A 25,552-nucleotide genomic window follows, 5' to 3' on the forward strand; every position below is an offset into this window, starting at 1 on the left:
TTAACTGCTAACCTACCATGAGATTTATAACATAAAAAGGGGGTAATTCTTTAGAACTACCCCCTTTCTTTTATTTAGCGAAAAACTGTATTTATCTTTTTTGAATTCTACCTCCCAGATTGCTATCTGCCAATACCTTATCAGGGTCCCCTTTGTAATATATTGCTCCTCCCGAACCTGCATCTGCATCCAATCTATTTTTCACAAACACTTCACCTGAGCCTCCTGAGCTTGCCTCAGCTTTGATTGTAGTACAGACTAAATCATACCCTTCGTATCTTCCTGCTGAACTCACTTCTAAATCGAGAGAGCTACAGGTACCAGCAACTTCGACATTACCTGCACTGCTCACCTCTACTTGCAATTCTTCAACTTCCAATTCCAATTCCATTTGCCCGGCGCTACTGGCATTAAGTTCAAATTCTTTGGCTTTAATAATTGATTTAGAGAAAACTGATGCTGCCGAGTTTACGGAGATTTCATCAATTTCCTTATAAGTCAATCGAACAACAACTTCTCCTCTATTGTTAGAATTATTTCGATTCGAATTCTTGCGTTCAATATTCAACTCTGAACCTCTGACTTCGGTAATCACATCATCCAGATCTATATCATCTACTTCAATAACGGCTTCATTTTTATCGCCTTGAGTAATGATGAGTTCAATCGCCTCTCCTACTTCAATCGAACTGAAATCATCCAATTTTCTAGTTTCTTTTTCTTGTGCAACTCCCAGAGTAGCTACCGAGAGCAAGATTGCGAGCATGATCATTTTTTTCATAGTTGTGTACTTTGAGTTTTAAAATTTTAAACCAAAGACCCAATCAAATATTAAGGGTTGCATCAATTACTATTAAATGCAGTTAATCTTTTTTTGATTTAACAATCAGTTTTCCATTTATAGCTAAAAATATTGATTGACATCTAAATTTGTGACTTGTATGATATCAAAAAGTCACTCATCAGAAAAGTAGCATGCTAGAGATACTCTTTCAAGACGAGCATTTTGTGGCAATCAACAAACCACATGGACTATTGGTGCATCGATCTAAAATTGCCACCAACACAGATGAGTTTGCTGTTCAACAACTACGCAACCAAATTGATCAGCATGTGCATCCTGCCCACAGATTAGACCGAAAAACCAGTGGTGTACTACTCTTTGCGCTAACTAAACCAGCCTTATCTGCCATTCGCGAAGTATTTGAAAAAGAAGAGATACATAAGACCTATTGGGCCATTCTTAGAGGATATTCAGAACCTGAAGGCATGATTGATTACGCACTTACCAATGACAAAGGAAAAGTACAGGAAGCGCAAACCGCCTACTCCACAATTAATAGGGCTGAAATAGATATGCCCTTTGGAAAACATCCTACTTCCAGATACTCCTGGGTAGAAGCCAAACCAAAAACAGGACGCATGCATCAACTTAGAAAGCATTTTGCACATATTTTCCATCCTATTATTGGTGATCGACCTCATGGCTGCAACAAACAGAACAAACTGTTTCTAGAAAAATGGAATATGGGAACCATGCTTTTGCATGCACGAGCATTGAGTTTTGTTCATCCAATAACCAACCAAAAGATTGACATCCAGGCCAATCCTCACGCAGAATTTCTTAGAATGATTGATACCTTGGGTTTTGACAAAAGCCTACTGACCTAATTTACCGGCTACAAACCCAGTGGACCAGGCTGCTTGGAAATTGAAACCGCCAGTGATTCCATCAATATCCAATACTTCTCCGGCAAAGAACAAGCCTGGTAGCTTTCTGCTTTGCATCGTATTGAAATCAACTTCTGACAAGTCCACCCCACCACACGTCACAAATTCTTCTTTGAACGTGGTTTTTCCTTCTACTGTATACTCGTCGTTCAATAGAATGTTTATCAATCGGTTTTTGTCTTTCTTTTTCACTTCTGCCCAAATTGTACCTTTATCCAGGTCAACCCTTTCTAACAAATAATCCCAAAGCCGGTTAGGAATATCAATTGGTTTTGCATTGAGTATTTTCTTTTTTGATTCTCTCTCCGATACACTTAATACTTGCTTTCTGAGTTCCTCTTCATTCATTCCACTTGTCCAATTGACCTGAGCCTTAAAGTTGTAATTCATGTCAAAAAGTTGGCGTGCACCCCAAGCCGACAACTTCAACACTGCTGGTCCACTTAATCCCCAATGTGTTACCAACACGGGTCCTTCTTGAACCATTTTAGTTCCTTGAATTTTCACAACCACATTAGGAACTGCTAGACCCATTAGAGCTTTGAGCTTCTTTTCTTCAGGAATATTAAAAGTAAACAGTGATGGCACAGGTTCTACAATCTTGTGTCCCAATTGACGCAACCAATCATAACCAGTGGATTTTGGGCTACCTCCAGTAGCAATGATCACAAAGTCAAAATGCTCTTCCCTTGTAGAATCAAAACTAAGCTTAAAGCCTCCATGAGATTGAGGCATCAATTCGCTTATGCTGCTTTTCATCAGTATTGATATCCCTAATATTTCCACCTCCTTGCGCAAGCAGTCAATGATTGTTTGAGAGTCGTCAGTGATTGGAAACATCCTCCCATCTGCTTCAGCCTTCAACTGAACTCCTTTCCCTTCAAACCAGTTAATAGTATCTTGTCTATTAAAGTAATTGAAAGTCTTCTTTAATTGTTTTTGCCCTCTAGGGTAATGGCGCAAAAAGTCGGCTTGTTGCTCGCAAGCATTGGTCACATTGCACCTTCCACCACCAGAAACTTTTACTTTTGCCAGTGTCTTGGTTGATTTTTCAATAATAGTTACGCTTGCGTCAGGATGATGTGCTTTACATGAAATGGCTGCAAAAAAACCTGCAGCTCCTCCTCCAATTACCGCTACTTTCATATGGGAGTGTCTATTTTGGAATAAAGCCAATATTAGAACTAATTTTTCTTTTGCCCATTAAAAGAGGTAACTTTGCGCCTTCAAAATTACAGTAGATATGATTTCAGTAAATAACATTTCTTTACAATACGGCAAGCGAGTTTTATTCGACGAGGTAAACATCAAATTCACTCAAGGCAATTGCTATGGCGTTATTGGCGCCAACGGAGCTGGAAAATCTACTTTTTTGAAAATACTTTCAGGAGAAATTTCTCCGAATTCTGGTCAGGTAGTTTTAGATCCAGGGAAAAGACTAGCGGTATTGTCTCAGAATCACCACGCCTTCGATGAAGAAACGGCCATCCATACTGTAATGCAAGGTCATGGAACCCTTTGGGAAATCATGCAAGAAAAAGATGCCTTGTATGCCAAGGCTGATTTTTCCGAAGCAGATGGAATCAGAACCTCGGAACTTGAAGAGAAATTCGCAGAAATGGACGGCTGGAATGCAGAACCCGATGCAGCGGCTTTGTTGAGTGGATTAGGGATTGTAGAAGATGATCACTACCGTTTGATGAAAGACCTCAATGGTAATCAAAAAGTGAGAGTACTTTTAGCCCAAGCGCTATTTGGTAATCCCGATGTATTGATTCTCGATGAACCTACCAACGACCTGGATATCAATACCATTTCATGGCTTGAAGATTTCTTGCTTGAATTTAAGAATACAGTGATTGTGGTATCTCACGACAGACACTTCTTGGATACTGTATGTACGCATACAGCAGATATTGACTTCAGCGCCATCAACGTATTTACTGGGAATTATAGCTTCTGGTATCAGTCAAGTCAATTGGCACTTACTCAAAGAACCTCAGCCAACAAAAAGGCTGAAGAGAAGAAAAAAGAATTACAAGAATTTATTGCTCGATTTAGTGCCAATGCTGCCAAATCAAAGCAAGCCACTTCAAGAAAAAAGTTGCTTGACAAAATCAACATAGAAGAAATTAAGCCTTCTTCTCGTAGATACCCAGCCATTATCTTCAACCAAAACAGAGAAGCCGGCGATCAAATATTGGAAGTAAAGGGATTGTCCAAGTCACTGGATGGGAAGCCATTATTTAGCAACCTTGATTTCTTCGTAAACAAAGGAGATAAAATCGCATTTCTAGCTAAAGATGGATTGGCCACTACTGCCCTATTCAAAATCTTGAATGAGGAGATGAAAGCTGATAGCGGTGAATACAAATTTGGACAAACCATCACCAAGGCATTTCTTCCAAATGAAAATGCAGAGTACTTTAAAGAGAATTTGAATCTTATCGACTGGTTAAGACAATACTCTGATGGGGAAAAAGACGAAGTCTATATCAGAGGTTTTTTAGGTAAAATGTTGTTTTCTGGTGAAGAGACATTCAAAATGTGCAGCGTTCTCTCAGGAGGAGAAAAAGTACGTTGTATGCTCTCTAAGATGATGCTTGCGGGTGGCAACGTTTTGATACTAGATGAGCCAACTAACCATTTAGATCTGGAATCTATTCAAGCTTTTAACAATGCTTTAAAGGACTTTCCTGGCACTGTTCTATTTACCTCGCATGACCACGAATTCGTTCAAACAGTAGCTGACAGAATCATCGAATTGAAGCCTGATGGATACGTTGATAAGTTGAGTACATTCGATGAATACATGAGTAGCATTCAAGCAACTGATTAATATTTATCATCAAATTAGTTGACTCAACACTCAGATCAACCGTTTAGCACAATGTAATAAGTTGAAGCAAAGAAGAAGAGTTTTCTTTGCCGACTTATTGATTAAACAACGAATCTTGAGCAAAACATTACTATACACGTTTCTGATAAGTATGTCTATGCTGCCATGTTATGGGCAGGATTTAGTATACCAAATCAAAAAAACAAATATTCCTATAAAAATTGACGGCGTATTGGATGAAGCCATTTGGGAACAGGTCGATGTAGCTCATAATTTCTTCCAATATTTCCCCAACGACAGCTCAGAGGCCGAATCACAAACTGAAATTCGAATGACATACGATGATCAGTTCTTATATTTTTCGGCTAAAATGTATAACAAGTCAGAGGATCGTGAATATGTAGTTCCTTCCTTACGAAGAGATTTCGATGGCAGCCAAATAGATGCAATATCTTTTATATTTGACACCTTTCAAGATAATACCAATGCTTTTCAGTTTGGCGTTAATTCCTATGGTGCTCAACGCGAAGGAATGATGGCCGGTGGATTTGGAGGTACCTCCTGGTCATGGGACAACAAGTGGTATGCAGAAGCTAAGCAATACCCTGGGTACTGGATAGCTGAGGGGGCGATTCCATTCAAGTCTCTTCGATTTAAAGAAGGTAAAGATCAGTGGAACATCAACTTTTTCAGGCAGGACAGTGAGTTTGGTGAACAATCTACCTGGAACAAAATACCAAGAAATTTCAGCATTACTTCGTTAGCTTTTACTGGCATATTGCAATGGGATCAGCCACTGAAGAAACCGGGGTCTAATATTTCCCTCATCCCCTATGTGGCCGGTGAAACCAGTAGAGATTATGTCAACGACAATCAATCAGGGCCCGAGTCCAAAATGAATATCGGTGGAGATGCTAAAATTGCCATAAGCTCAGGACTCAATCTAGACTTGACAGTCAACCCTGATTTCTCTCAAGTAGACGTGGATCAGCAGGTCACAAATCTGGATCGATTCGAATTATTCTTCCCTGAAAGAAGACAATTTTTTCTAGAGAATGCAGATTTATTTTCAAACTTCGGCCACCCCTATTATGCAAAATCTTTCTTTTCAAGACGCATAGGTATCGTACGAGACACCGTTTCAGACCCCAATAATTCAAGAGTGATCCCAAACAAAATTCTTTATGGCGCCAGGCTTAGTGGCAAGCTCGATAATAATTGGAGACTTGGCTTGATGAACATGCAAACCGAAGCCCTAGAAGACATCAACCTTCCGGGATACAACTACTCCGTGGCTGCCATTCAACGAAAAGTTTTTGCACGATCTAATGTTGGTGCCATCTTCGTGAACAAACAGAGCTTTGACGATCTCAATGACAATCCAAATTTTGACCCAAGTCATTTCAATCGTGTTCTTGGATTTGATTACAACCTAGCCACAGCAGACAATAAATGGGTTGGTAAGACCATGTATCAACAATCTTGGGATAGCGACACCCTGGACTCCGAAGAATATGCTCATGCGCTTTGGATAGCCTATAAAGGTCGGAAATGGGAAGTAGAATGGGCTCACACCATCGTTGGTGACAATTTCAATGCAGAAGTTGGATTTGTGCCGCGAAATGGTCTATTCAGAATTGAAAACATTCTCGCACGCAATTTTTACCCAAAAAATGGAATAGTCAATTTTCATCAAACCCAACTCTATTTAGAGACTTTATGGGGTGACACAGAATCTTCTGGGCAAACAGTCAAATCTGATCAGGTCATGTCAATTAATGAATACCTGCAATTTCAAAACACCTCTGAATTCAGTATTTCATTAGGTAAAAGATTTACTTATTTGTTCAATTCATTCGACCCTACGAATACTGATGGCCAACCACTACCAGCTGACAGCCATTACGACTACTACTATGTCTGGGCAAGATTCGATTCTGATGAAAGGAAAGTATTTTCATACAGTGTCGTTGGACAAGCCGGTCAGTATTTCAACGGAAACAGGTATCGATTAGGGGGAGAATTGAGCTATAGGATTCAACCCATCGCGGCATTCAACATCAATGTTAATTACAATAAACTAATCATGCCTGATCCTTACAACAATGCCGACCTATTATTAATCGGATCAAGAATCGATTTGACGATGACCAAGAAACTATTCTTCACATCCTTCTTGCAATACAACACCCAAGCAGAAAACTTCAATATCAATACCAGGCTGCAATGGCGATTTAAACCAGTATCGGATTTGTTTATAGTCTATACCGACAATTATGCCACTATGGATACCAATCAAGAATTCAATCTGCAAGAAAAGAATCGAGCACTGGTAATTAAGCTCACTTACTGGCTAAACCTCTAATCGAAAGAGATTTAATCAAACTCCCCTTAATTGCTAATAATCAGACAGATAAACAGATCTATTTCCATTTTTCCTAAATCTCTAATAGAATCGCATATAGATGCGCTAAGAAAATCCCCTAAATCGTATATAGCATCCCCCTAAATACGCTGAACAACGGCATTTCATCCAACATTTCATTCTTTTTGTTCTTAGGTTTGTTTACTCATTCATTGAGTAAATCAACATGAAAAGGTATTTAGTATTGGTATTGGTGCTTTGCTTACCCTCAATTTCTCAGGCTCAGGTCAATGAGGAGAAGTTGAGCAAAAAGCAATTAATTGAAAAGGCCGATTACTACTTCTTCAAAGAAAATTTTGGAAAAGCTTTGGAGTTGTATACTCAACTGATGGAGGACTATCCAAAGAACCATTACATTCAATACCACTCCTTCGTCGCTTACCATCTATCCACTGGCCGCGGTAGTGACATGACCCCACTAAAAGAATATGAAGAAAACGAAGGCATCACCGACAAATTCTACAATTATTGGCTAGGGAGAATACACTATGGAAGGTATGAATTTGAGTTAGCCGAAAGGCACTTTCAGGCATTCTTGGATATGGACATCTACAAGACCAATGAAATAAAGAAAGAGTCTGAACAATTGTTAAAAAGCACTCAAAGAGCGCTAGCATTTTACTCCAATGTCAACGATTTCGAAGTGGAACCTCTCGCTACTCCGCTTAATTCCGAATACGATGATGTATCTCCAGCTTTTTACTCTGGGCACGATGAATTACTTCTTGTTTCGTCAAGACCAGCAGCCATGAAGGTAGATCAGTTTCAGTTATTCTATAGCCTTAAATCAAACAACCAATTTAGCACACCTAGGGTACTGAGAAATCTAGGTACTTTAGATGAAAACAATACAAAAATAGAGGTAGTCAATAATGATGGTAAGCTATTTCTTTATAAAGAAGACAATGGAGGAGACCTCTATTTTTCGGAGCCGCTATCATCGGGCTGGAGCAATTTACAAGAGTTCAATTCTGAGCTACGCGATCATCTAGTGGAATCACATTTTTTTATCAATGATGATGAAACCGTCATCTATTTTGCCTCAAACAATGAGGATGGGAATCTCGATATTTTTCAGTCTACGTTCGACCCTGCCAACAACAGCTGGTCATCTCCCCTTCCCATATTGGGCGACATCAACTCTGACTTCAATGAAGACCATCCGTTTTTGTCGCAGGACGGAAAGACGTTTTACTTCAGCTCTGATAGACCTGAGTCGATTGGCGGATATGATATCTTCAAATCAGAAGTAGATCCACTAACGGGCCTTTGGAGTACGCCAGTCAATTTGGGGTATCCCATCAATTCAATAGATGATGAAATCAACTTCCAATTGAACGCGGATAATATTTCAGGTTTTCTAAGCTCAAACCGATTACACGGCCAGGGAGGCTATGACATTTATTATTTCCACAAACAGGGAAAAGTACTTGCTTCAGGAACAGTCTATAACCAGCTCACTCTTCAGCCTATTCCTGATGCAAAAGTGGTATTCCATCCGAAAAAATATTTGGATGAATCCTTCACGGCAAAGACCAATAACTTTGGAACCTTTGAAATAGAAGTTTTTGAAAAAGAAAAATTTCGAGCAGAGGTTTATCTCAGAAATCAGATCCTATATACCACCGAGGTGTACACCCAGCACGATGAACACCACAAATCTTTTGAACAAAATTTTTATGTGGAAGTGCCAGACCATTTTAATGAAGAAACGAACTTTGCCACTCTCTATCAAGGGGAGAATAATTCAAAACCACAATATGAAAAGCTAGAGATGATCGGGAGCAAATTTCGATCAGGTGAAAAAGTAATTCTTAACAATATTTATTTTGACCTGCACGCGACAACCTTTCAACAGGAATCGATTCCTACACTGAAGAAAATTCATCAAGTCATGACAGAAAATCCCAATTTGGTCGTAGAAATCGGAGGTCACACCTGCAACATCGGCTCGCATGAAGTCAACTTACAGGTATCAAAGGCTCGGGCAGAAAGTGTAAAGGCCTTCCTTATATCAAAAGGAATTTCATCCAACAGACTGGTTACTGTGGGTTACGGAGAGTCTCAACCTTTAGCTTCGAATGACGATGAAGAAGAAGGTAGGAGTCTGAATCGCCGAATAGAATTGAGAGTGCTCAATCAAACGCTTTCCTTTTATAAGTGATATTTCATTTGTTCTAATTTGCTTGGTTTATACCTTTGCATCTTAATAGATATCCTTAATGAAAAGAAGCACTCTTTTTGTCCTTTTTATCCTTTCTTCATTTGTTTCTTTTAGTCAGAATCAGGATACCGTGTACATGCACAACAATCAGATTTTGATTGGAGAAATTAAAGAACTTGAAAATGGAGTGTTGAAGATTGAGACAGAATATAGTGAAGATGATTTCAGTGTGGATTGGGACGATGCAAAGTCTCTTAAAACAAATACCAGTTTCATTATTATGCTATCGCATAACTACAGATTTACTGGAACCATTTCTCCAGACCCGAACAACAGTGATTATTTGATATTATACCCACAGGAAGGTTCGAAAATGTTCGCCAAGACTGTAGAAATAGTCTATCTGAAATCACTTGAAGATGCGTTCTTGGATCGAATATCTGCCAATATAGATGCCGGCCTTTCGATTACCAAAGCCAGTGATACTAAACAACTAAATGTTTCTGGGGGCATATCTTACTTAGACACCAACCTACAGTCAGATTTATATGTCAATGCGCTATCCAATGTTGTACAGGATACAATTGTAACAGAACGGGACAATTATGGCGCAAGCCTAAAAGTGTTCTTTGCTCGAAAATGGTATGTCCTTGGTGCGGCGGATTTCCTGAAAAGTGATGAGCAGAATCTTGACATTAGAACTACTGTCCAGACGGGTATCGGAAGGGATATCATTAGAAACAATAAAATGTATTTAGTCACTGCGACAGGACTAGCGCTCAACGCTGAAAAATATTCTCATGAAGACGACGCTTCTGGAGAAAGCATGGAAACTTTTGCGGAAATTGAATATAAAGCTTTCGGAATAAAGGACTTTACACTGAGTACTAAAGTTCAGTACTTTACCATTTTAGCTAACAGAAACAGACAAAGAGTAAATGTCACATTTGACATCAAATATGACCTCCCTCTTGATTTTTATATTGGTGCAAATGTTACATACAACTACGATTCCAATGACGAGACCACAGGATCGCCTTCAGATTATGTAATTAAAAGCAGTGTAGGCTGGAAATTCTAGCTCGCCAATAATATTTTTAATCAGCATCTCACTTTTTACTTCCTGGACAATCCAAATAGGATACCCTTGAAACATCACGATCTATCTTCTTGTAATGAAATTCTGTATTTCGGAATAGGCTAAAATTAAGAGAGAAGTAAAATACGTTGCTATCCAAATTCTGATAAGGCATCACCTCTACTCCATTCACCACCTCCCTATATGACTTATTATGAAAATTGGTCAGGTAGTATTTAAACTTCAAACTTATGCCAGAATAAAATTGCACTCCCGCAAACAAGGCATGATATAGTGATGGCACCCTACTGCTAAAATAAACGCTGAATTTATCCTCCTTCTTCTCATTGACAAAAGTCTTTTCTTTATAGTTGAATGGAATCTCCAATTCATAACCACCAAACAACATCATGCCATTGGTATCTCCTAGCTTCAAACCCACAGGAATTCCAATATTGTATGTCCTAAACTTCTTTCTAATCTGGGCACTGTCAGGGTCGTCCCAAATAAAACCAACATTTCGCATCGCTACCCCGGAGTAAATCCCAAAATTTTCGTTAAGATCTTTATTCACATTCATCTGAAAGTTAAACACAGGACTAAATCGTATAGCACCATCGTTGTCCGTTCCACCAAAGGAAAATATCCATTCCCCGCCAGTAGTTACATAGGTGTCTCCAGTTTGTGCATTTGCTAGCTGGGTCGAAAAAATGAATGTCAGTATAAAAAGGTATTGGGCTTTAAATTTCATTGGTCAGAGTCATATGATCGAGGAGCAAAGATATATACATCAAAACCTTCTTCGTTTTTCTTCAGATAAAAAAATCACTCAACTTTTGACTATTTAATCTCAAAACATAGGAATTTCTCTTATTCCCAATCCGTGTAAATCCGTAATTTTCAGCCTTTTATCTCAGTATTCATTGCTATCCGTTATTATTATGGGGAGTTTTGCGCTTGTAATTGACTAGAAGGCGACACTAAGTCGCTGACGAAAAAATACAAAGCTATGAAAAAAGCCACCTTTACTTTACTTACTATCGTTCTTGTGCTACAATCCTTTATGGTATGTGCACAAACTGAAAACTATAAAAAAGGCCTCGAAGCCATGCAGAGCAATCGCTACCATGAAGCCATGGTGCGTTTCACTAAGGTAGTTGAGGATGAAAAATTCGAAATTTCTGGGAAAGAGCTTTCTCAGGCTTATGCTTATTTAGCAGTTATTAGAACAGCTTATCTTGAAAAAGATCTACAAAACATTCAGTTCAATAACATCATAGCCAAACAAGGTCAAATTCAACAGACCATTCAAGAAATGGTACGCGCAGTAAAGTTTCAAGACAGCAACACCAAATCCATGGTAGATGATTCCAAGCAAACACTTGTTGAAATTTCCTCACGTGCGTTGAAAGTAATTGGAGATTCTTTGATGACCTACGACGAAAATCAAGCAAACGAGACAACTGATTTTTTAGCCAGGTTTGCCATTCAGCAATTCGGTGAATTAGAAGGTATCGCAGTTGATAACTGGGAACTTCACGATATACTTGGTTTGGCTCACTTCTTTATTGGGGAGGATGTAAATGCCATGTCTGAATTCAAAAAAGGTCGTGAGCAATTCTCTAAACTGACGGAGCAACCTAGAAGTACTTTACATCTGAAAAACTTTATCATTAGTGCCAACTATTATTTTAGTGTTGAGAATAATAAAAAAGAAACCCAGAACGTCTGTAAACAAGGTAGCTCCTACACTTCCGTTCTAATTAATAGTCTCAACGACAATGAAATGAACGAAATTCTTAGATTGAATAAGATTGAGAATCGTTTTCGTTCATATATGACCCGAATCAACGACTCCAATAACTAACATAAGGGTTCACTCAATTCCAAAACAACATACACTTAAGTCAAACCGTACATTCAAGGATGAAAATTCTTCATAAACTCTGCTTTCTTTTTTTAATTATTGATTTTTTTTCAATTCAATATGCATGTGCTCAAGATCAATTCTATGAAAATGGTATGGCTGCGTATGAAAAGAAAGACTATGAAACTGCTTTATTGAGTTTCACACAAGCGCTGGATAACAAGTACCTGATGAAAGGCAAAGATGTGCCACGTGCCTACAACTACAGAGCTAAAACAGTAGCTGAATATTTTAGCGTAATGCTAAGCAACAACAATTCAAAGTTCATCTCCGACAACCCTAACATCCTGGTCAATGCATTTGAAGATCTTGACCAAGCCATTCGATTTGACGACGGTAAGTGTTCTGATCTTATTGCGGATACTAAAGGCGACCTTTTGAATGTTACTTTCCAGTTTGGAAAAACTATTGCAGATTCATTAAGAATAGATCGAGGTTCGAATGATCCAAAAACCGACAGTTTAGTTGTGTTGGTAATAGACGAACTACTTATTCTTAAAAACCTTATCGGAGAGTCTTATGAAATCGATGATTTACTGGGTCTATTGCAATACAAGCAAGGAAACATCGAAGAGGCTATCAACTATTTCATACAATCGGAGAAGCTATATCAGCAAAATCCCCCGATATCTGCTGACTACAATCATGTGTACAATTATTACTATAGCGGTTTAATAAACTATTCCAAACTTCACGACTTTGATCAAGCATTAGTTGATGTAAAAAAAGCTAGAAAATTCGTCTACGACAATTTTAATGGCAATGAAGAAGCGACAGCCCTAGATGCTAAAATGGAAGCCTTAGAGTTTCAAATTAAACTTCTTAAGGAATAAATTAAACCACTGCCTCCTCTACGGCAGATTTGAATCTTACGATGAAGCTGGTCCCTTTGCCTACTTGGCTTTCACAGCTTATTTCTGCTTCCATGGCATCAACAAACTTCTTAACTATAGACAGCCCCAACCCAGTGGACTGTTCGTTATCAGTCGGTTTGGCGCTTAGTTTCTGAAACTTAGTGAACAATTTAGTTTGATCCTCTTCACTAATTCCAGGACCTTCATCTCGAATAATCATGGTTTCACTACCCTCTTCTTGAAAGACATTCAGAAAAATGTTTTTTCCAGATTCTGAAAACTTTAACGCATTAGACAGTAGGTTTTCGATGACTTGCAATAAATAATTATAGTCTGCAAAAATGAAATGCTTTTCTGTATCCAATTTACTATGAATGGTAATCGACTTCTTGCTAGCCAAGAGTTCAAAATTGCCTGCGACAAAATTCATGGTCTGACCTAAGTCAACCTTCTTTAGGTTAAGATTTACCTTCATGTCCTCTACAACGCTGACATCCAATACCCGATCGATCATATCTCGCATACGCTCCATCGTATCATCTACCAAATGGAAGTAATGGCTTTGTTCGGGTGTCAAACTAGCCTTCTCCATTTTCACCAGTGAAATCAAACCTTTGATATTGTTTAGTGGGCTTCTTAGGTCGTGAGCAACCACTCCCATTAATGTATTTTTCTCTTCATTGAGAGCCGTTAGCTTTTTATTATGGTTCTGAAGCAAGTAGTACGACCTACCCAAACTAACCGCAAGAAGTGTAGTAAGCACTAATACCACTAAAATGCTATTTTGAAAAGACTGTTCCTCGCGAAGCTCTTCATTCAATCGCATCTCTTCAGCCATTTTATTGTATTCCAGAGATTCCATTTCTCTTCGAAAATCATATTCAGCAGTCATCCTGGCAATTTTTTCAGTTGACTGCGCATTGAACAGCGAATCCTTGAGGTTACTGTACAGCTCCTGATATTTTAGTGCATTTTTATAATCATTGATGGATCGATAGTGATTATAGAGCTCCTTCGTTGTTTCTTTCATCTCAGACAGGTAGTTTGATTTTTCACTTAGCCGTAGTGACTTTTGCAATAACTCAATTCCCTTTCTATAGTTTCTTTGTTTTAACGATAGAAGGCCCATATTTCTATAGATGCTGGTTTGGCACCCAGTCATTTCACAGGTATTTGCCCACTGCATGGCCTGATCATAATAATACTGTGCTGAGTCATATTTTTTCTGCCAGACCATTATTTCCCCTAGTCCTTCATAAGAATAGGCCAAATCGCAATTTGCCTCCTCATTCAATTGAATAGCATGCGCCTGCCTCACCAATTGGGCAGCACTAAGCGTGTCACCTTCCTCCATATGGACAATTGATAAGTTGTTCATGATCATGGCCTCATCCATTTTTAAATTGGTAGCCCTTGCCATTTCCATACCCTGAGCAAAGTATTCCTTGGATTGATCCGCTTTCCCTAATTCATGATAAATAGTTCCTAGGTTATTGGCCAAAATGAGTTTAGCTTCCTTATCATTCTTCTTATCGATAATTTCATAGGCCTTCAGGTAATACGCCAATGCCTCTGGGTATAATCCCATTTCATCATACACTATGGCCAAACTGTTATAGGATATCCAAGCGCTATCTGCTCTTTCGGGTTGATTGTAATAGTCATGTGCAGACTGCAGATGTCTTAATGCTGCCACATTGTCTCCATTTATATTCAATAAGTTCCCTAAATACAAATTGTATAAAGCTGAACTCGAGCGGTCATTGATAGAATCAGATAGTTGGATGGCTAGGTTATAACATTTTTTTGCGGAGTCAAATTGATGAGTTTGCTCCATGTAAAAAGCCAGATAGTTGATGGATTTAGCTTTCAATCTGGTTTCATCAATCCCTTCAAATAGCGTTGTTGACTGATGTATATATGAAATAGCAGAATCTGATATCTGATGATTAACATAAGCTCTACCCAAACTTTGGTAAACCCTACCTCTCAATAGTGTTTCATCATCTTTATCAAGTAGCTCTAGTGCAGATTTGGCATATGCCAGTGATTGCTCAGCTTCTGTAGCTTCTGCCGACAGATTGAGATAGAGCAATATTTTATCTGTACGACTATTGGTTTTTTGTAAAACACCAATCAAACTATCCATTGATGCTTGTCCACACACGGCAAAGCCGCAACACATCAAAAGAATGAAAACAATGTTAATTGGCCTTTTCTTCTTAGTCATTAACTTTCACATTTGATTCCGCACACAGGTGGATGAAAAAGGTTTATTTCTTTTCCTTCTTTTTCCCTCTGCTCTTTGTCCATTCCAATGCTCCTTCATCAAACTCTTCAGCCACATTTTTATCCAACCCCCCAATTTTGGTTGGGTCTACATTGGTGATTTCGTTGTCATCCAGACCTTCAAGCGGATTATCTATTTTTTCTACTTTTTTACTCATGATAATTACTTTTTATCCCAAACGCTTAAATCTTTAGTATGCTATTAGATACCCAAATATTCCTTTTTCATATTTTCAATGATAGGTAGTAATATAACGAATTTCGTCCCTTTATTTAGCTCACTGACCAAACTAACTTCTCCTTCCAGTTTCTCTACAGCCGATTTTAGGATGAACATTCCTAAGCCAGATCCCTGCACATCGTCATTAGCTCTATAGAACATATCAAACACCTTCTCCTGATACCTTGGGTCAATGCCAATGCCATTGTCTTCAACAACGATACACATATAATCCTCTGCCGTTTGCATGACCTTAATATTTACAAATGGATCATCTATATCCTGCCTGGAGTATTTTATACTATTTTCAATCAAATTCTGAATAATGGTATTCATCAAACTACGATCTGATTGAATCTTCATATTTTTTTCAATGTCTATTGAAAATTCAATTTTGCCAAATCCCGGTAAATAATTGAAAGATTCGATACAATCTGAAACGATCTCATCGAAGTCAATAATGGTCTTTGATAGTTGCCAATCTCTCACTTTTGAAAGCTCTAGTAAATCAATGATAGTTTGATTGATTCGCGTTATTCTATGATGATACAAATCAAAATATTTCAGTGCCTGTTCATCGTGAATTTCGGATTTGACCACATCGTAGAGGCCCATCAAAGAAGAAATGGGGCCTCGTAAATCATGAGACACCCGTGAAGAAAACTTATCAAGCTCTTCGTTTTTCTTTTCTACTACCAGGTTATTCTCTCTCTGAATTCTGGCCTCAGATTCAAGGGATTCCATCTTCCACATCGACTCCAGGCTTTTTATTTTACTCTTTGTTTCAGAGTTGATCACCTGTTCTTTATAATCATGGTATTTGATATGATAAGCCAAAGCTTCAGCCTGATCGTTTTCATTCATAGCGATATTGAACAATTCAAAATAAGCCTTATACATAATTTGCTTATTATCAATTTGCTCTCCCACTTCTATCGCATCATGAAAGTACTTTTTGGCTTCATCATAATGATTAGTTGCCAGACTCACTTGCCCAAGTTTGGTCAGCGCCATACCACAACCCATTTTTTCACCCACCTCACTGTGTACTTTTAGACTGGTCTGAAAAAACTCTTCTGCCTCTTTATATTCATTGAGATGCAAATGAATCTTACCCTTGCCATACCAGGAAAAAGCTAGTCCTCGTCTATCTCCAGTTTCCTTCTTCAGACTTATGCTAGTATTGATTGACTCCAACGCATTTTTGTAGTCGCCTTTTTTGAGATATAAACCAGAAAGTGGATTACATGCGTTGGACTCTCCGTTTTTGTCATTATTGAGATGACTCAATTCGCGACATTTGACATAAGTCTCCAATGCCTTATCCAACTCACCAAAAGCTTCATAGATAAAACCAATGGCTTTTAGTGTCTTAGACTGACCTATAAAATCTTCCGTTTCCTTTTGCAGACGCAGGCATTCATACAAATGCTCTAGCCCCTTATGATATTGTGTGGATTTGTATTCAATGCTTCCGATGTTGTAGAGCGCATCGGCCATACCTTGCTTATCATTCAGCTTTCTGTAGGCCGTCAAAGCCTCTTCAGAATGTTCTAATCCTGCCAGATGATCTCCCATGATCATATAGAATAAACCCAATTGACAGGAGCATCTGGCTAATCCTAGTTCATAGCCTAAGGCTTCACTTTTTACTTGCGCTTGTAGGGTTAAATCTATCGAATTCTTCACGTTGCTTACGCGAGAATCCATAGCATACTTGAGCGTGGAATCCACGCTTTTTATTTGAGCCTCATGGTCGAGGGATGGCTCTTTTTGGATCTTGGGTTGCATTATTTTAAAATTTGGAAGACAGTCTTCAACAAGTTTTAATAAAATAATACAGGCGGACTTTAAATATACATGTTAAAACCCATCCTATCAAAGGGATATTGAAATAAATATTAAAATATTTCAAGTCAATACCCTTATTGTTCAATTCACAACAACATTAAACCGTTGTGCGCAACAAGATAACTATTTTTCGAGCCAATTGACGGGATTATCGTCTCCTTCCTCCTCCAGATCGGCCTTGTCGGCCTCCTGATCTGCCTGACCCAGAAGGCCTACCAGATGAACTACGGCGTTTTCTATCCTGATATCCTCTTTGATTGGATCTTCCTGATCTTGGAGGTTCATCATCCTGGTTTACGCGAAGTTCACGACCCTCGAATTCGTAGCCTTTGAACTTACCCATGACATCTTTGGCAATGTCCTTATCCACTTCAAAATAAGCTCTTTTTTGCTGCAGTTCGATTTTTCCGATTTGTCCTTTCTTGGCTCCAGATATATCACAAATCATATGTAATAGTTCTGCATTAGAGATGTCATCGATCTTGCCTAAGTTGATAAACAATCTAGCATGCTTGCCATCGCCTCGATCTCTATCTCGGGCTTCCTTGGCACGACTGCCTTCTGCTTGATTCAGATCACCACTATTCGAAATGCTTACTTTAGATAACTCCAGCGCCAACAATTTATCAACTAGCTCCTCTTTGGACAAAGAAGCAAACATCTCCTGCGCCTGTTGTTTAAGATCCGCTGGCAATTCCTTTTTTATTTCATAGTCAGCAATCAACTTCAAAGAATTATCCATTCTAGAAGACATCACTTCGTCAGCGGTTGGGATCAATTCCTTTTCGAATTTAATCTTCAAACGTCTTTCGATCTCTCCGATTCTTCTGACTTCCCCTTTGCTCACTAGGGCAATTGAAATCCCTTTTTTACCTGCTCTTGCTGTTCTACCACTTCTGTGTGTGTAGAATTCCAACTCGTCTGGAAGTCTATGGTGAATCACATGAGTCACATCATTCACATCAATTCCTCTGGCAGCTACATCAGTAGCTACCAACATCGACAAGGTACCATCCTTAAACTTTCTCATGACAGAATCACGCTGCTTCTGAGTCAAATCCCCATGAAGGGCCTCAGCGCGATAGCCGGCTCTACTGATATCATCAGCCAAGTTCTGTGTATCGATTTTAGTTCGACAAAACATCACACCATAAAAGTTTGGATTCACATCCAACACTCTTTTGATGGCCTCAAGCTTGTCGCTTACTTTCACCACCAGGTATTGGTGAGAGATATTTTTATTGACTTCTACCCCACTTTTCACCGAAACTTCCTTCGGATCATTCATGTAGGTATTCACAATACTTTTGATCGCCGATGGCATGGTAGCAGAAAACAACCAGGTAGTCTTACCAGCTGGTGTATCCGCTAAGATCTTATTCAGCTCTTCTTTGAAACCCATGTTGAGCATCTCATCCGCTTCATCGAGCACGACATAGTCTAGGGCTTTCATACTGATCACCTTTCGATTGATTAAATCCACCAATCGGCCCGGAGTAGCTACTACCACTTGCGGTTTAGCTTTGAGCGCTTTGATTTGATTGGTGATCGCTGCACCACCAAAAACAACCTCTACCTTTAGTTTAGGCTTGTTTTTAGAAAAGTTCTTTAATTGCTCGGCGATCTGTTGAGCCAATTCACGTGTAGGTGCCAGCACTACGGCCTGACAAGTATTAGAATCTTCGTTTACTGCCTGAAGCAGTGGCAATCCAAAGGCAGCGGTCTTTCCCGTACCTGTTTGCGCCAAGCCAATAAAATCTTGCATAGAGTCAAGTAATATTGGAATGGCCTCTTGCTGAATCTGTGTGGGTTTAACAATGCCTAAATCGGTGAGCGCATCAACCAAACGTGGTTCGAGCCCGAGTTCTGAAAAAGTATTCAATCTGAAAATCTTATGATAAGCTGCAAAGGTAGGCAATTAATAGCCCTGCGCTATCAATTGCCCATAAGATTCTCTCTTTGAGGAAAATTATCCCAGAATTATTGCCCTTGTTGGTGTTGTCCACCAACAAGCCTCCACATCCAGCTACTTGCACGAATTTCTCAGAGTTCTCTAACGAGTAACTCTGAGGGAGTAGTTGAATCAAATGCCTTAAAATTCTCTAATTAATGAGGTTTACCCCAAAATCGTCTCCTTACGATAAACCACTCCTCGTTCGCTCAAGTAGTGTAAAATGAAGTCAAAACATCCTTCATGGTTGCTCACTAACTCTGGTGGAAATACCCCTTTTTCAGAGAATTTGTTATCTAACACAAGATTAACAGCTGCTGTAGCTGTATACCCCGTAGTTCGAGCCATCGATGAGGTCTGAGTCTCAGGATCATAAGCATCATGCAAATGGTAGATAATCGTTTCCTGATCGCCAGACTCATTTTTTCCTGAAACCGTGATTCGCATGACTGTGATTTCCTCTTCGGTCTCTCCCAGTTTCCATTCGTCAAACAATACTTTGCAGGTAAAGTCCAAAGGACTTACCGCTGTGCCCTTCACATCAATGGGTTGCTCGCTGAAAAATCCACTGGACTTCAATACTTGAATATATTCTACATGACCAGGATAGCGTAAGGTCTTCTCTATCATATTTGGGATATGACCCATCGTAAACAAGAGTGAACGAAGCCCATCCGAGTTGAAAGACTCCAGGGTACCTACTCCCTCAAATTCTTTCTGTGCTACATCGGACAATGCTGGCTTTGTCAGGATATGGCTATTCTCTACATATCTCGCCGGTCGTGTATATTCTTCAATCACATCGATCGGCGAAAAAGGCGCTTTATAAGCAAATGGCCACTTTTTCACCTTTGGCAAGCCACCTACTAAGCACTCGAAGTTCTCGATTTGCATGGTCTCGTTGTGGTAGCCTAAGACCAGATTGCTCATACCAGGTGCCACGCCACAATCTACGATGGCCGTGACTTCCATGGCCTTCGCCAATTCCTTGAGCTGTAAAGCATCTTCTGGAAAGAAGGAAATATCTACCACATCTTTCTTGGCTTCTATAATCCATTGAAGGGTTTGATAACCGAGAAAACCCGGTACCGCACACACCACCAGGTCGAAGGAAGAAATCAAAGCCTTCAATTCAGTTTCTTTGGTGACGTCTAGCTGGGTGACTTCGATCTTGGGGGCTTTAGTTTTCAGTTTATCTAGCGCTGTTTGGTTGAAATCAGCAACGGTGACTTTATGGTTTTTTGCTAAGTCGATAGCCATGGCGCTTCCCACCATGCCACCGCCTAATACGATGATGTTATTCATGTTTGATGTTTTTTGTATTGAAATAAAATGATTGGCCTTTTGCGTCATATCGACCGAAAGGGAGATATCCCTCTCCTGAGGCAGCCCGCTGGGGACTTCTCAGTCATGCTTCCTTCGAAGTGACGCCTAGAAAAAAGCTACAACCCCGGTATAAGCACCCAGGGCATTTGATTGGAAGAAGGTATGGAGATGTGTATTCTCATTTAATTTTCAGTATGGCTAAACTAAGGATAATTCATTTAACCACCGTCATTCCACGATCAGATTGCCGCAAGCAAGATGATTCGGGGAATCCGTTCGAATAGCCTTAGTGGTAACCTTAAACAGATACCCCGAATAAATCGGGGTATGACGAGGTATAATTGCCATTCTCCTCTCCTTTTAATATCCTTGTATGGCAAATCAGTCAGCAGTTGGTTTGTGGCAGCACTTCTGAGAACAAATAACTACTGTCATGACATTCAAAACAGCAATTTATTTGTCCAGCGCATGCATTGTAATTCCTTTCGTTGCTTACCTGACGAATTTTTCAGGTGGGGTCTCCCCTCAAACATCGGATTGGGCCAATTTCGGCTCATTCCTGGGAGGTATTATCTCCTCCATTTTTTCCTTTCTTAGTTTCATAATGGTCTTACTAATCTATTACAACTCTCAACTCGAAAAATCAGAAAAGGAAATTGAAGATAGAATCTTTAAATATATTGAGTTGTTAAATAGTAATTTCAATAAAATCAGAGTTTCATTCAATAGTCAAACTACAATAGGAAATGACGTATTTTCAAGATTCAACGGCGCAGTATTCAAAGCCTTCAGTGACGCACCTCAACTTTCAAATAGTGAAATTCAGGGTTTGATGCTTCAAAACTCCTTTTTCAAAAATTCTATTATCGAATACATTGATCTTGTCGTAGTAATTTTAAATTATATCGATAAAAAAGGAGGAACAAAAAAAGAAGATTTCTTAACAATTCTATTATCCCAACTATCAGAACAGCAAAAGGCATCATTTGCAATTCTGAAACATAACCAGTTGTTAGATTTTTTTGATTTTAAGCAGAAAGCATTCTTGGACACACCTGTAGATGCATATATAAAGCTTGGAGAGAAAATGTCAGCCTTTAAATTTGAGAATTAGAGGACAAAAAAATCCCGCTCTGCAACCAGAACGGGATCAATACCTTTAATAAAAATGAGATATAATTTAAGCTTGTTTTACGTCTACCGCGTTCAAGCCTTTTTTACCTTCTTTTAAATCAAACGTCACCGCATCTCCTTCTTTCACTTGGTCGATAAGACCAGAAATGTGAACGAAATACTCTTTTGAATCTTCATCATCAACGATAAACCCATATCCTTTGGACTCGTTGAAGAATTTTACTTTACCTTGTTTCATTGTACTATATTAGAATAAATTATACTGTAAAGTATGTAGGTTATATGATAATACAAAAGAATGATAAATTATTTTTATCTACATTTCCACTAATTAAACAGCGATTCCCGTCATGAAAACATTATCCTTACTCTCTCTATTCGTATTTGTTTCGGCTTGTACATTTGCACAAACACCCTCTCCGGAAGATCAAATTGCGGCAGCTATTCAGGCCGGCCCTGAAGAACAACGAGCCGATGCTACTGTATTAGGCTACAATGCAGAAGGCCAACTCATCGAACTGCGAAAAGGCAGCAATCAATTGGTCTGTCTGGCTGATAATCCAAATAAAGATGGGTTCAATGCCGCCTGCTATCATTCCAGTTTATCGGACTTTATGGCTAGAGGCAGAGCATTGAAAGCCGAAGGCAAGTCCAGACAAGAAGTATCGGACATCAGAGAAGCGGAAGCCAAAGCAGGTACTTTGAAAATGCCCGAAAAACCTGCGACTCTTCATGTGCTATACGGCAAAGAAGCCTTTTACAACCCAAAAACCAAACTGGTAGAAAATGCGAACTTGAGATATGTGGTTTACATGCCTTGGGCGACTCAAGAAACCAGCGGACTACCACTGAAGCCGATGGTGCCAGGTGGGCCGTGGCTGATGTTTCCTGGTACGCATGCGGCTCATATTATGATAACGCCTCCGGGGAAATAGAACTCTTATTTCCTCAGAGTTCTCTATTGAGTAACTCTGAGGGGATTATTAACCTTGCCGCACCTGTTGCAGCATCTGTCTTACATACAACTGCTGTATCCTCAGACAGTTCGCGGGACAAGCCCGCGAAAGGTATTAATGCACCCCATTCAAAAACACCTCCATGGCCTCGATCACTTGTCGAGGCTCTTCGATGGTCGATGAATGACCGGCACGTTTGATGACGGCTAAGTGTGCTTGTGGGATTTTCAATTTAATATTTCGAGCCTTTTCTAAAGTGGTGGCTACATCCTCATCACCTGCAATGACTAGTGTAGGCACTGATACCTTCCCTAACTCTTTACTCACACTGTCTCTTTGAATGACACCAGTAACCGATTTTGTGATGGTCTTTTGATTACTCAAAATTTCCCCTCTCCAATATTCCACTTCATCCTGACGATTAGGGTCATTAAGGAAAGTCTGACCAAACATGATGGGCATTACTTTGTTGATGACGGCCTTGACACCAAATAGCTTTACAATCGTATTCAGCAGATTATACTTAAACTTATTAGGCTCTACATCAGCAGAGGTCTCAACAAGCATGATGGACTTCAACAATTCTCTATGTCGTGCCGCCAATCGCATCGTGACAAAACCTCCCATAGAAAGTCCTACCATGTGACATGGTCCAAGTTTCAGCTCATTGATCAATCCAATGGCATCCGAAGTTAAGCTCTCCATATCATAACCTTCTTCGGTCACCTCACTTCTGCCCTGTCCTCTATGATCATAAATCACACATTTGTATCGAGCTTTGAAATAATCGACTTGCGCTTTGAACATCTTCCCGCTCATTAGTAAACCATGACTAAAAACTATAGTCTCCGGACCTATGCCGTGTATTTCATAATATATCTCTGCACCGTTAATCTTGATTGATGGCATTTTGTTAGCTGCTTTGCGACCTAAGTCAGGTTTATGATTGATTTTATTTTAACCAAAGTTATCAAAATTTATGATTGAGCAATTCATTTCCATTAATACCAATTATCAATGTATAGTTCCACCCAAATGGGTAATCTGTATGATAAAATCATTCCAGAATCTTACATTCGGTACTGGCTGATTTCTTTCTATTTTTGATTTCAAATAACGATCCCAGAATGAAACGAGTAGCCATTATCCTTTTTACCACATTATCTTCTTTCATGATTCTTCAATCTTCGAAAGTAGATGTATCACCGGACAACAAATATACAAGACTGGATAGTTTGAGGGGTTCCATCACACCCGAACGTGCTTGGTGGGATTTGACTTATTATCATTTAGCTATCAGTGTAGACCCGGCTGCCAAAACCATCCAAGGCACCAACCGAGTAGATTATAAAGTACTAACTGAAAATCAAGTCATTCAAATCGATCTTCAAGCCCCTCTTACACTTAATGAGGCTACTCAAAATGGTCAGAAATTGGAGTTCACTAATGAAGGGCCAGCCCACTTCATCGTGCTCAAGGACAAACAAGAAATTGGAAGCGTGAATAGTTTGATGCTCTCGTATGGCGGCAAACCCATAGAGGCGGTTCGTGCGCCCTGGGATGGTGGTATTTCTTGGACAAAAGATTCCAACGGCAATGACTTCGTAGGCTCCTCCTGTCAGGGACTAGGCGCCAGCGTTTGGTGGCCATGCAAGGATCACATGTACGATGAAGTGGATAGCATGCTGATGAGCATCACAGTGCCTGACCACCTGATGGATGTATCGAATGGCAGACTTCGTGGCGTAGATGACAACAAAGACGGTACTAAAACCTTTCATTGGTTCGTCAACAATCCAATCAATAACTATGGAGTGAATATCAACATTGGAGACTATGTTCACTTTGGTGAAGTCTATGAAGGAGAAAACGGGCAGTTAGACATGGACTATTACGTACTTCGAGAGAACCTTAAAAAAGCTAAAAAGCATTTCAAACTGGCTCCAAAAACTCTGGAAGCATTTGAACATTGGTTTGGACCTTATCCATTTTACGAAGATGGCTTCAAACTTGTGGAAGCGCCTTATTTGGGCATGGAACATCAAAGTTCTGTTACCTATGGTAACGACTACCAATATGGCTACAAAGGCACAGATCTGTCAGGCACAGGCTGGGGACTCAAATGGGATTACATCATCACCCATGAGACCGGGCATGAATGGTTTGCCAACAACATCACTTACAAAGACATGGCCGACATGTGGGTACATGAAGGTTTTACGTGCTACTCAGAGGGGCTATATACCGAATACTTCTTTGGCAAAGAAGCTGGTGCAGAATACGTCAGAGGTCAAAGAGCAGGTATAAAAAATGTAATTCCAATGATTGGGGATTATGATGTAAACTCGGAAGAACATGGCAATGTCTATTCTAAAGGAGCCAATGTATTGCATACTATAAGGCAAGCCATTAATGATGACGATAAATGGCGTGGCATTTTAAGAGGTTTGAATGAGACCTTTTATCACCAAACTGTCACTACACAGCAAATCGAAGAATATATCAGCGAACAAGCTGGCCGAAACTTCCAATACGTTTTTGATCAGTATTTGAGAAATAGCAGTTTGCCAGTTTTTGAATATGTGATCCGAGATGGCAAAATGGCTTACCGCTGGTCCGGGGTTGTGGAAGGTTTTGACCTGCCGCTCAAAGTATATATGAACGGAAAAGAACAATGGTTAGAGACTAAAACCAATTGGCAGTTTATGGATGCCGACGAGGATACCACTATTGAAGTTGACCGAAACTTCTATGTGACTGTTTTGAATGTGATGGGGTCTTAATCCCATTTTTACTGTGAGCGCAAA

Annotated in this window: 20 protein-coding genes; 10 read left to right on the forward strand and 10 right to left on the reverse strand. The window is 39.5% G+C overall.

The annotated features are described in order from the left end of the window. Nucleotides 1-91 precede the first annotated feature (91 nt). Nucleotides 92-781 carry a head GIN domain-containing protein gene (locus R8N23_RS13240; RefSeq protein WP_318172085.1) on the reverse strand — a complete coding sequence of 230 codons (690 nt, stop codon included), beginning with the start codon at nt 779-781 and terminating at the stop codon, nt 92-94. Between the two features lie 194 nt (nt 782-975). Here R8N23_RS13240 and R8N23_RS13245 point away from each other — a divergent pair, with 194 nt between their 5' ends. Next, nucleotides 976-1,671, forward strand: a complete 696-nt coding sequence (locus R8N23_RS13245; RefSeq protein WP_318172086.1) for a pseudouridine synthase — start codon at nt 976-978, stop codon at nt 1,669-1,671. Here the strand turns inward: R8N23_RS13245 and R8N23_RS13250 are convergent. Beyond that, complete coding sequence (locus R8N23_RS13250; protein WP_318172087.1) at nt 1,660-2,877, reverse strand: NAD(P)/FAD-dependent oxidoreductase; 1,218 nt, start codon at nt 2,875-2,877, stop codon at nt 1,660-1,662. The two genes, R8N23_RS13245 and R8N23_RS13250, sit on opposite strands and share 12 nt — an antisense overlap. Nucleotides 2,878-2,974: 97 nt before the next feature. On the opposite strand from R8N23_RS13250, the gene R8N23_RS13255 reads away from it, so the two are divergent. The 4 genes from R8N23_RS13255 to R8N23_RS13270 all read left to right on the forward strand — a co-directional run bounded on the left by R8N23_RS13255 (nt 2,975) and on the right by R8N23_RS13270 (nt 10,240). Next, nucleotides 2,975-4,570 carry an ABC-F family ATP-binding cassette domain-containing protein gene (locus R8N23_RS13255; RefSeq protein ID WP_318172088.1) on the forward strand — a complete coding sequence of 532 codons (1,596 nt, stop codon included), beginning with the start codon at nt 2,975-2,977 and terminating at the stop codon, nt 4,568-4,570. A gap of 115 nt (nt 4,571-4,685) precedes the next feature. Further along, a complete protein-coding gene (locus R8N23_RS13260) occupies nt 4,686-6,935 on the forward strand; it encodes a DUF5916 domain-containing protein (RefSeq protein WP_318172089.1) in 2,250 nt (749 codons plus the stop codon). Nucleotides 6,936-7,161: 226 nt separating this feature from the next. Further along, on the forward strand, nt 7,162-9,159 hold the full coding sequence (locus tag R8N23_RS13265) for an OmpA family protein (RefSeq protein WP_318172090.1): 1,998 nt from the start codon (nt 7,162-7,164) through the stop codon (nt 9,157-9,159). A gap of 58 nt (nt 9,160-9,217) precedes the next feature. Further along, nucleotides 9,218-10,240 carry a DUF481 domain-containing protein gene (locus R8N23_RS13270; RefSeq protein WP_318172091.1) on the forward strand — a complete coding sequence of 341 codons (1,023 nt, stop codon included), beginning with the start codon at nt 9,218-9,220 and terminating at the stop codon, nt 10,238-10,240. A 28-nt stretch (nt 10,241-10,268) separates the two neighbouring features. Here R8N23_RS13270 and R8N23_RS13275 read toward each other — a convergent pair whose 3' ends face one another. Further along, a complete protein-coding gene (locus tag R8N23_RS13275; protein ID WP_318172092.1) occupies nt 10,269-10,988 on the reverse strand; it encodes a hypothetical protein in 720 nt (239 codons plus the stop codon). Between the two features lie 258 nt (nt 10,989-11,246). Here R8N23_RS13275 and R8N23_RS13280 point away from each other — a divergent pair, with 258 nt between their 5' ends. Beyond that, nucleotides 11,247-12,104, forward strand: a complete 858-nt coding sequence (locus R8N23_RS13280; protein WP_318172093.1) for a hypothetical protein — start codon at nt 11,247-11,249, stop codon at nt 12,102-12,104. 59 nt (nt 12,105-12,163) lie between these two features. Then, complete coding sequence (locus R8N23_RS13285; protein ID WP_318172094.1) at nt 12,164-12,997, forward strand: hypothetical protein; 834 nt, start codon at nt 12,164-12,166, stop codon at nt 12,995-12,997. Between the two features lies 1 nt (nt 12,998). Here the strand turns inward: R8N23_RS13285 and R8N23_RS13290 are convergent, their stop codons facing one another. The 5 genes from R8N23_RS13290 to R8N23_RS13310 form a co-directional block, all read right to left on the reverse strand. Further along, entirely contained in the window at nt 12,999-15,248 is a 2,250-nt protein-coding gene (locus R8N23_RS13290) for a tetratricopeptide repeat protein (protein ID WP_318172095.1), read from the reverse strand. Between the two features lie 43 nt (nt 15,249-15,291). Then, nucleotides 15,292-15,465: a hypothetical protein gene (locus R8N23_RS13295; RefSeq protein ID WP_318172096.1), complete on the reverse strand. Its 174-nt coding sequence runs from the start codon at nt 15,463-15,465 to the stop codon at nt 15,292-15,294. 44 nt (nt 15,466-15,509) lie between these two features. Then, on the reverse strand, nt 15,510-17,318 hold the full coding sequence (locus tag R8N23_RS13300) for a tetratricopeptide repeat protein (RefSeq protein WP_318172097.1): 1,809 nt from the start codon (nt 17,316-17,318) through the stop codon (nt 15,510-15,512). A gap of 208 nt (nt 17,319-17,526) precedes the next feature. Further along, complete coding sequence (locus R8N23_RS13305; protein WP_318172098.1) at nt 17,527-19,260, reverse strand: DEAD/DEAH box helicase; 1,734 nt, start codon at nt 19,258-19,260, stop codon at nt 17,527-17,529. 234 nt (nt 19,261-19,494) lie between these two features. After that, nucleotides 19,495-20,634 (reverse strand): saccharopine dehydrogenase family protein, encoded by a 1,140-nt coding sequence (locus R8N23_RS13310; protein WP_318172099.1) that lies wholly within the window; start codon nt 20,632-20,634, stop codon nt 19,495-19,497. A gap of 706 nt (nt 20,635-21,340) precedes the next feature. Between R8N23_RS13310 and R8N23_RS13315 the strand changes: the two genes are divergently transcribed. Further along, nucleotides 21,341-21,769 carry a hypothetical protein gene (locus R8N23_RS13315; RefSeq protein ID WP_318172100.1) on the forward strand — a complete coding sequence of 143 codons (429 nt, stop codon included), beginning with the start codon at nt 21,341-21,343 and terminating at the stop codon, nt 21,767-21,769. Between the two features lie 66 nt (nt 21,770-21,835). Here the strand turns inward: R8N23_RS13315 and R8N23_RS13320 are convergent, their stop codons facing one another. Then, the gene (locus R8N23_RS13320) at nt 21,836-22,027 is read right to left on the reverse strand and encodes a cold shock domain-containing protein (protein ID WP_318172101.1); all 192 of its coding nucleotides are present in this window, start codon (nt 22,025-22,027) and stop codon (nt 21,836-21,838) included. 112 nt (nt 22,028-22,139) lie between these two features. On the opposite strand from R8N23_RS13320, the gene R8N23_RS13325 reads away from it, so the two are divergent. After that, nucleotides 22,140-22,724 carry a hypothetical protein gene (locus R8N23_RS13325; RefSeq protein WP_318172102.1) on the forward strand — a complete coding sequence of 195 codons (585 nt, stop codon included), beginning with the start codon at nt 22,140-22,142 and terminating at the stop codon, nt 22,722-22,724. 135 nt (nt 22,725-22,859) lie between these two features. Here R8N23_RS13325 and R8N23_RS13330 read toward each other — a convergent pair whose 3' ends face one another. After that, the gene (locus tag R8N23_RS13330) at nt 22,860-23,654 is read right to left on the reverse strand and encodes an alpha/beta hydrolase (RefSeq protein ID WP_318172103.1); all 795 of its coding nucleotides are present in this window, start codon (nt 23,652-23,654) and stop codon (nt 22,860-22,862) included. 218 nt (nt 23,655-23,872) lie between these two features. Between R8N23_RS13330 and R8N23_RS13335 the strand changes: the two genes are divergently transcribed. Further along, on the forward strand, nt 23,873-25,528 hold the full coding sequence (locus R8N23_RS13335; protein ID WP_412071647.1) for a M1 family metallopeptidase: 1,656 nt from the start codon (nt 23,873-23,875) through the stop codon (nt 25,526-25,528). Nucleotides 25,529-25,552 lie beyond the last annotated feature (24 nt).

The organism is Reichenbachiella sp. (assembly GCF_033344935.1).
Taxonomy (GTDB): domain Bacteria; phylum Bacteroidota; class Bacteroidia; order Cytophagales; family Cyclobacteriaceae; genus Reichenbachiella.

Bases quoted from the DNA above. Each gene is read 5' to 3' on its own strand.
- R8N23_RS13255 (WP_318172088.1), top strand. From the start codon at position 2,975: ATGATTTCAGTAAATAACATTTCTTTACAATACGGCAAGCGAGTTTTA.
- R8N23_RS13285 (WP_318172094.1), top strand. From the start codon at position 12,164: ATGAAAATTCTTCATAAACTCTGCTTTCTTTTTTTAATTATTGATTTT.
- R8N23_RS13325 (WP_318172102.1), top strand. From the start codon at position 22,140: ATGAAAACATTATCCTTACTCTCTCTATTCGTATTTGTTTCGGCTTGT.
- R8N23_RS13280 (WP_318172093.1), top strand. From the start codon at position 11,247: ATGAAAAAAGCCACCTTTACTTTACTTACTATCGTTCTTGTGCTACAA.
- R8N23_RS13335 (WP_412071647.1), top strand. From the start codon at position 23,873: ATGAAACGAGTAGCCATTATCCTTTTTACCACATTATCTTCTTTCATG.
- R8N23_RS13245 (WP_318172086.1), top strand. From the start codon at position 976: ATGCTAGAGATACTCTTTCAAGACGAGCATTTTGTGGCAATCAACAAA.
- R8N23_RS13310 (WP_318172099.1), bottom strand. From the start codon at position 20,634: ATGAATAACATCATCGTATTAGGCGGTGGCATGGTGGGAAGCGCCATG.
- R8N23_RS13275 (WP_318172092.1), bottom strand. From the start codon at position 10,988: ATGAAATTTAAAGCCCAATACCTTTTTATACTGACATTCATTTTTTCG.
- R8N23_RS13290 (WP_318172095.1), bottom strand. From the start codon at position 15,248: ATGACTAAGAAGAAAAGGCCAATTAACATTGTTTTCATTCTTTTGATG.
- R8N23_RS13295 (WP_318172096.1), bottom strand. From the start codon at position 15,465: ATGAGTAAAAAAGTAGAAAAAATAGATAATCCGCTTGAAGGTCTGGAT.
- R8N23_RS13320 (WP_318172101.1), bottom strand. From the start codon at position 22,027: ATGAAACAAGGTAAAGTAAAATTCTTCAACGAGTCCAAAGGATATGGG.
- R8N23_RS13265 (WP_318172090.1), top strand. From the start codon at position 7,162: ATGAAAAGGTATTTAGTATTGGTATTGGTGCTTTGCTTACCCTCAATT.
- R8N23_RS13330 (WP_318172103.1), bottom strand. From the start codon at position 23,654: ATGCCATCAATCAAGATTAACGGTGCAGAGATATATTATGAAATACAC.
- R8N23_RS13300 (WP_318172097.1), bottom strand. From the start codon at position 17,318: ATGCAACCCAAGATCCAAAAAGAGCCATCCCTCGACCATGAGGCTCAA.
- R8N23_RS13270 (WP_318172091.1), top strand. From the start codon at position 9,218: ATGAAAAGAAGCACTCTTTTTGTCCTTTTTATCCTTTCTTCATTTGTT.
- R8N23_RS13250 (WP_318172087.1), bottom strand. From the start codon at position 2,877: ATGAAAGTAGCGGTAATTGGAGGAGGAGCTGCAGGTTTTTTTGCAGCC.
- R8N23_RS13240 (WP_318172085.1), bottom strand. From the start codon at position 781: ATGAAAAAAATGATCATGCTCGCAATCTTGCTCTCGGTAGCTACTCTG.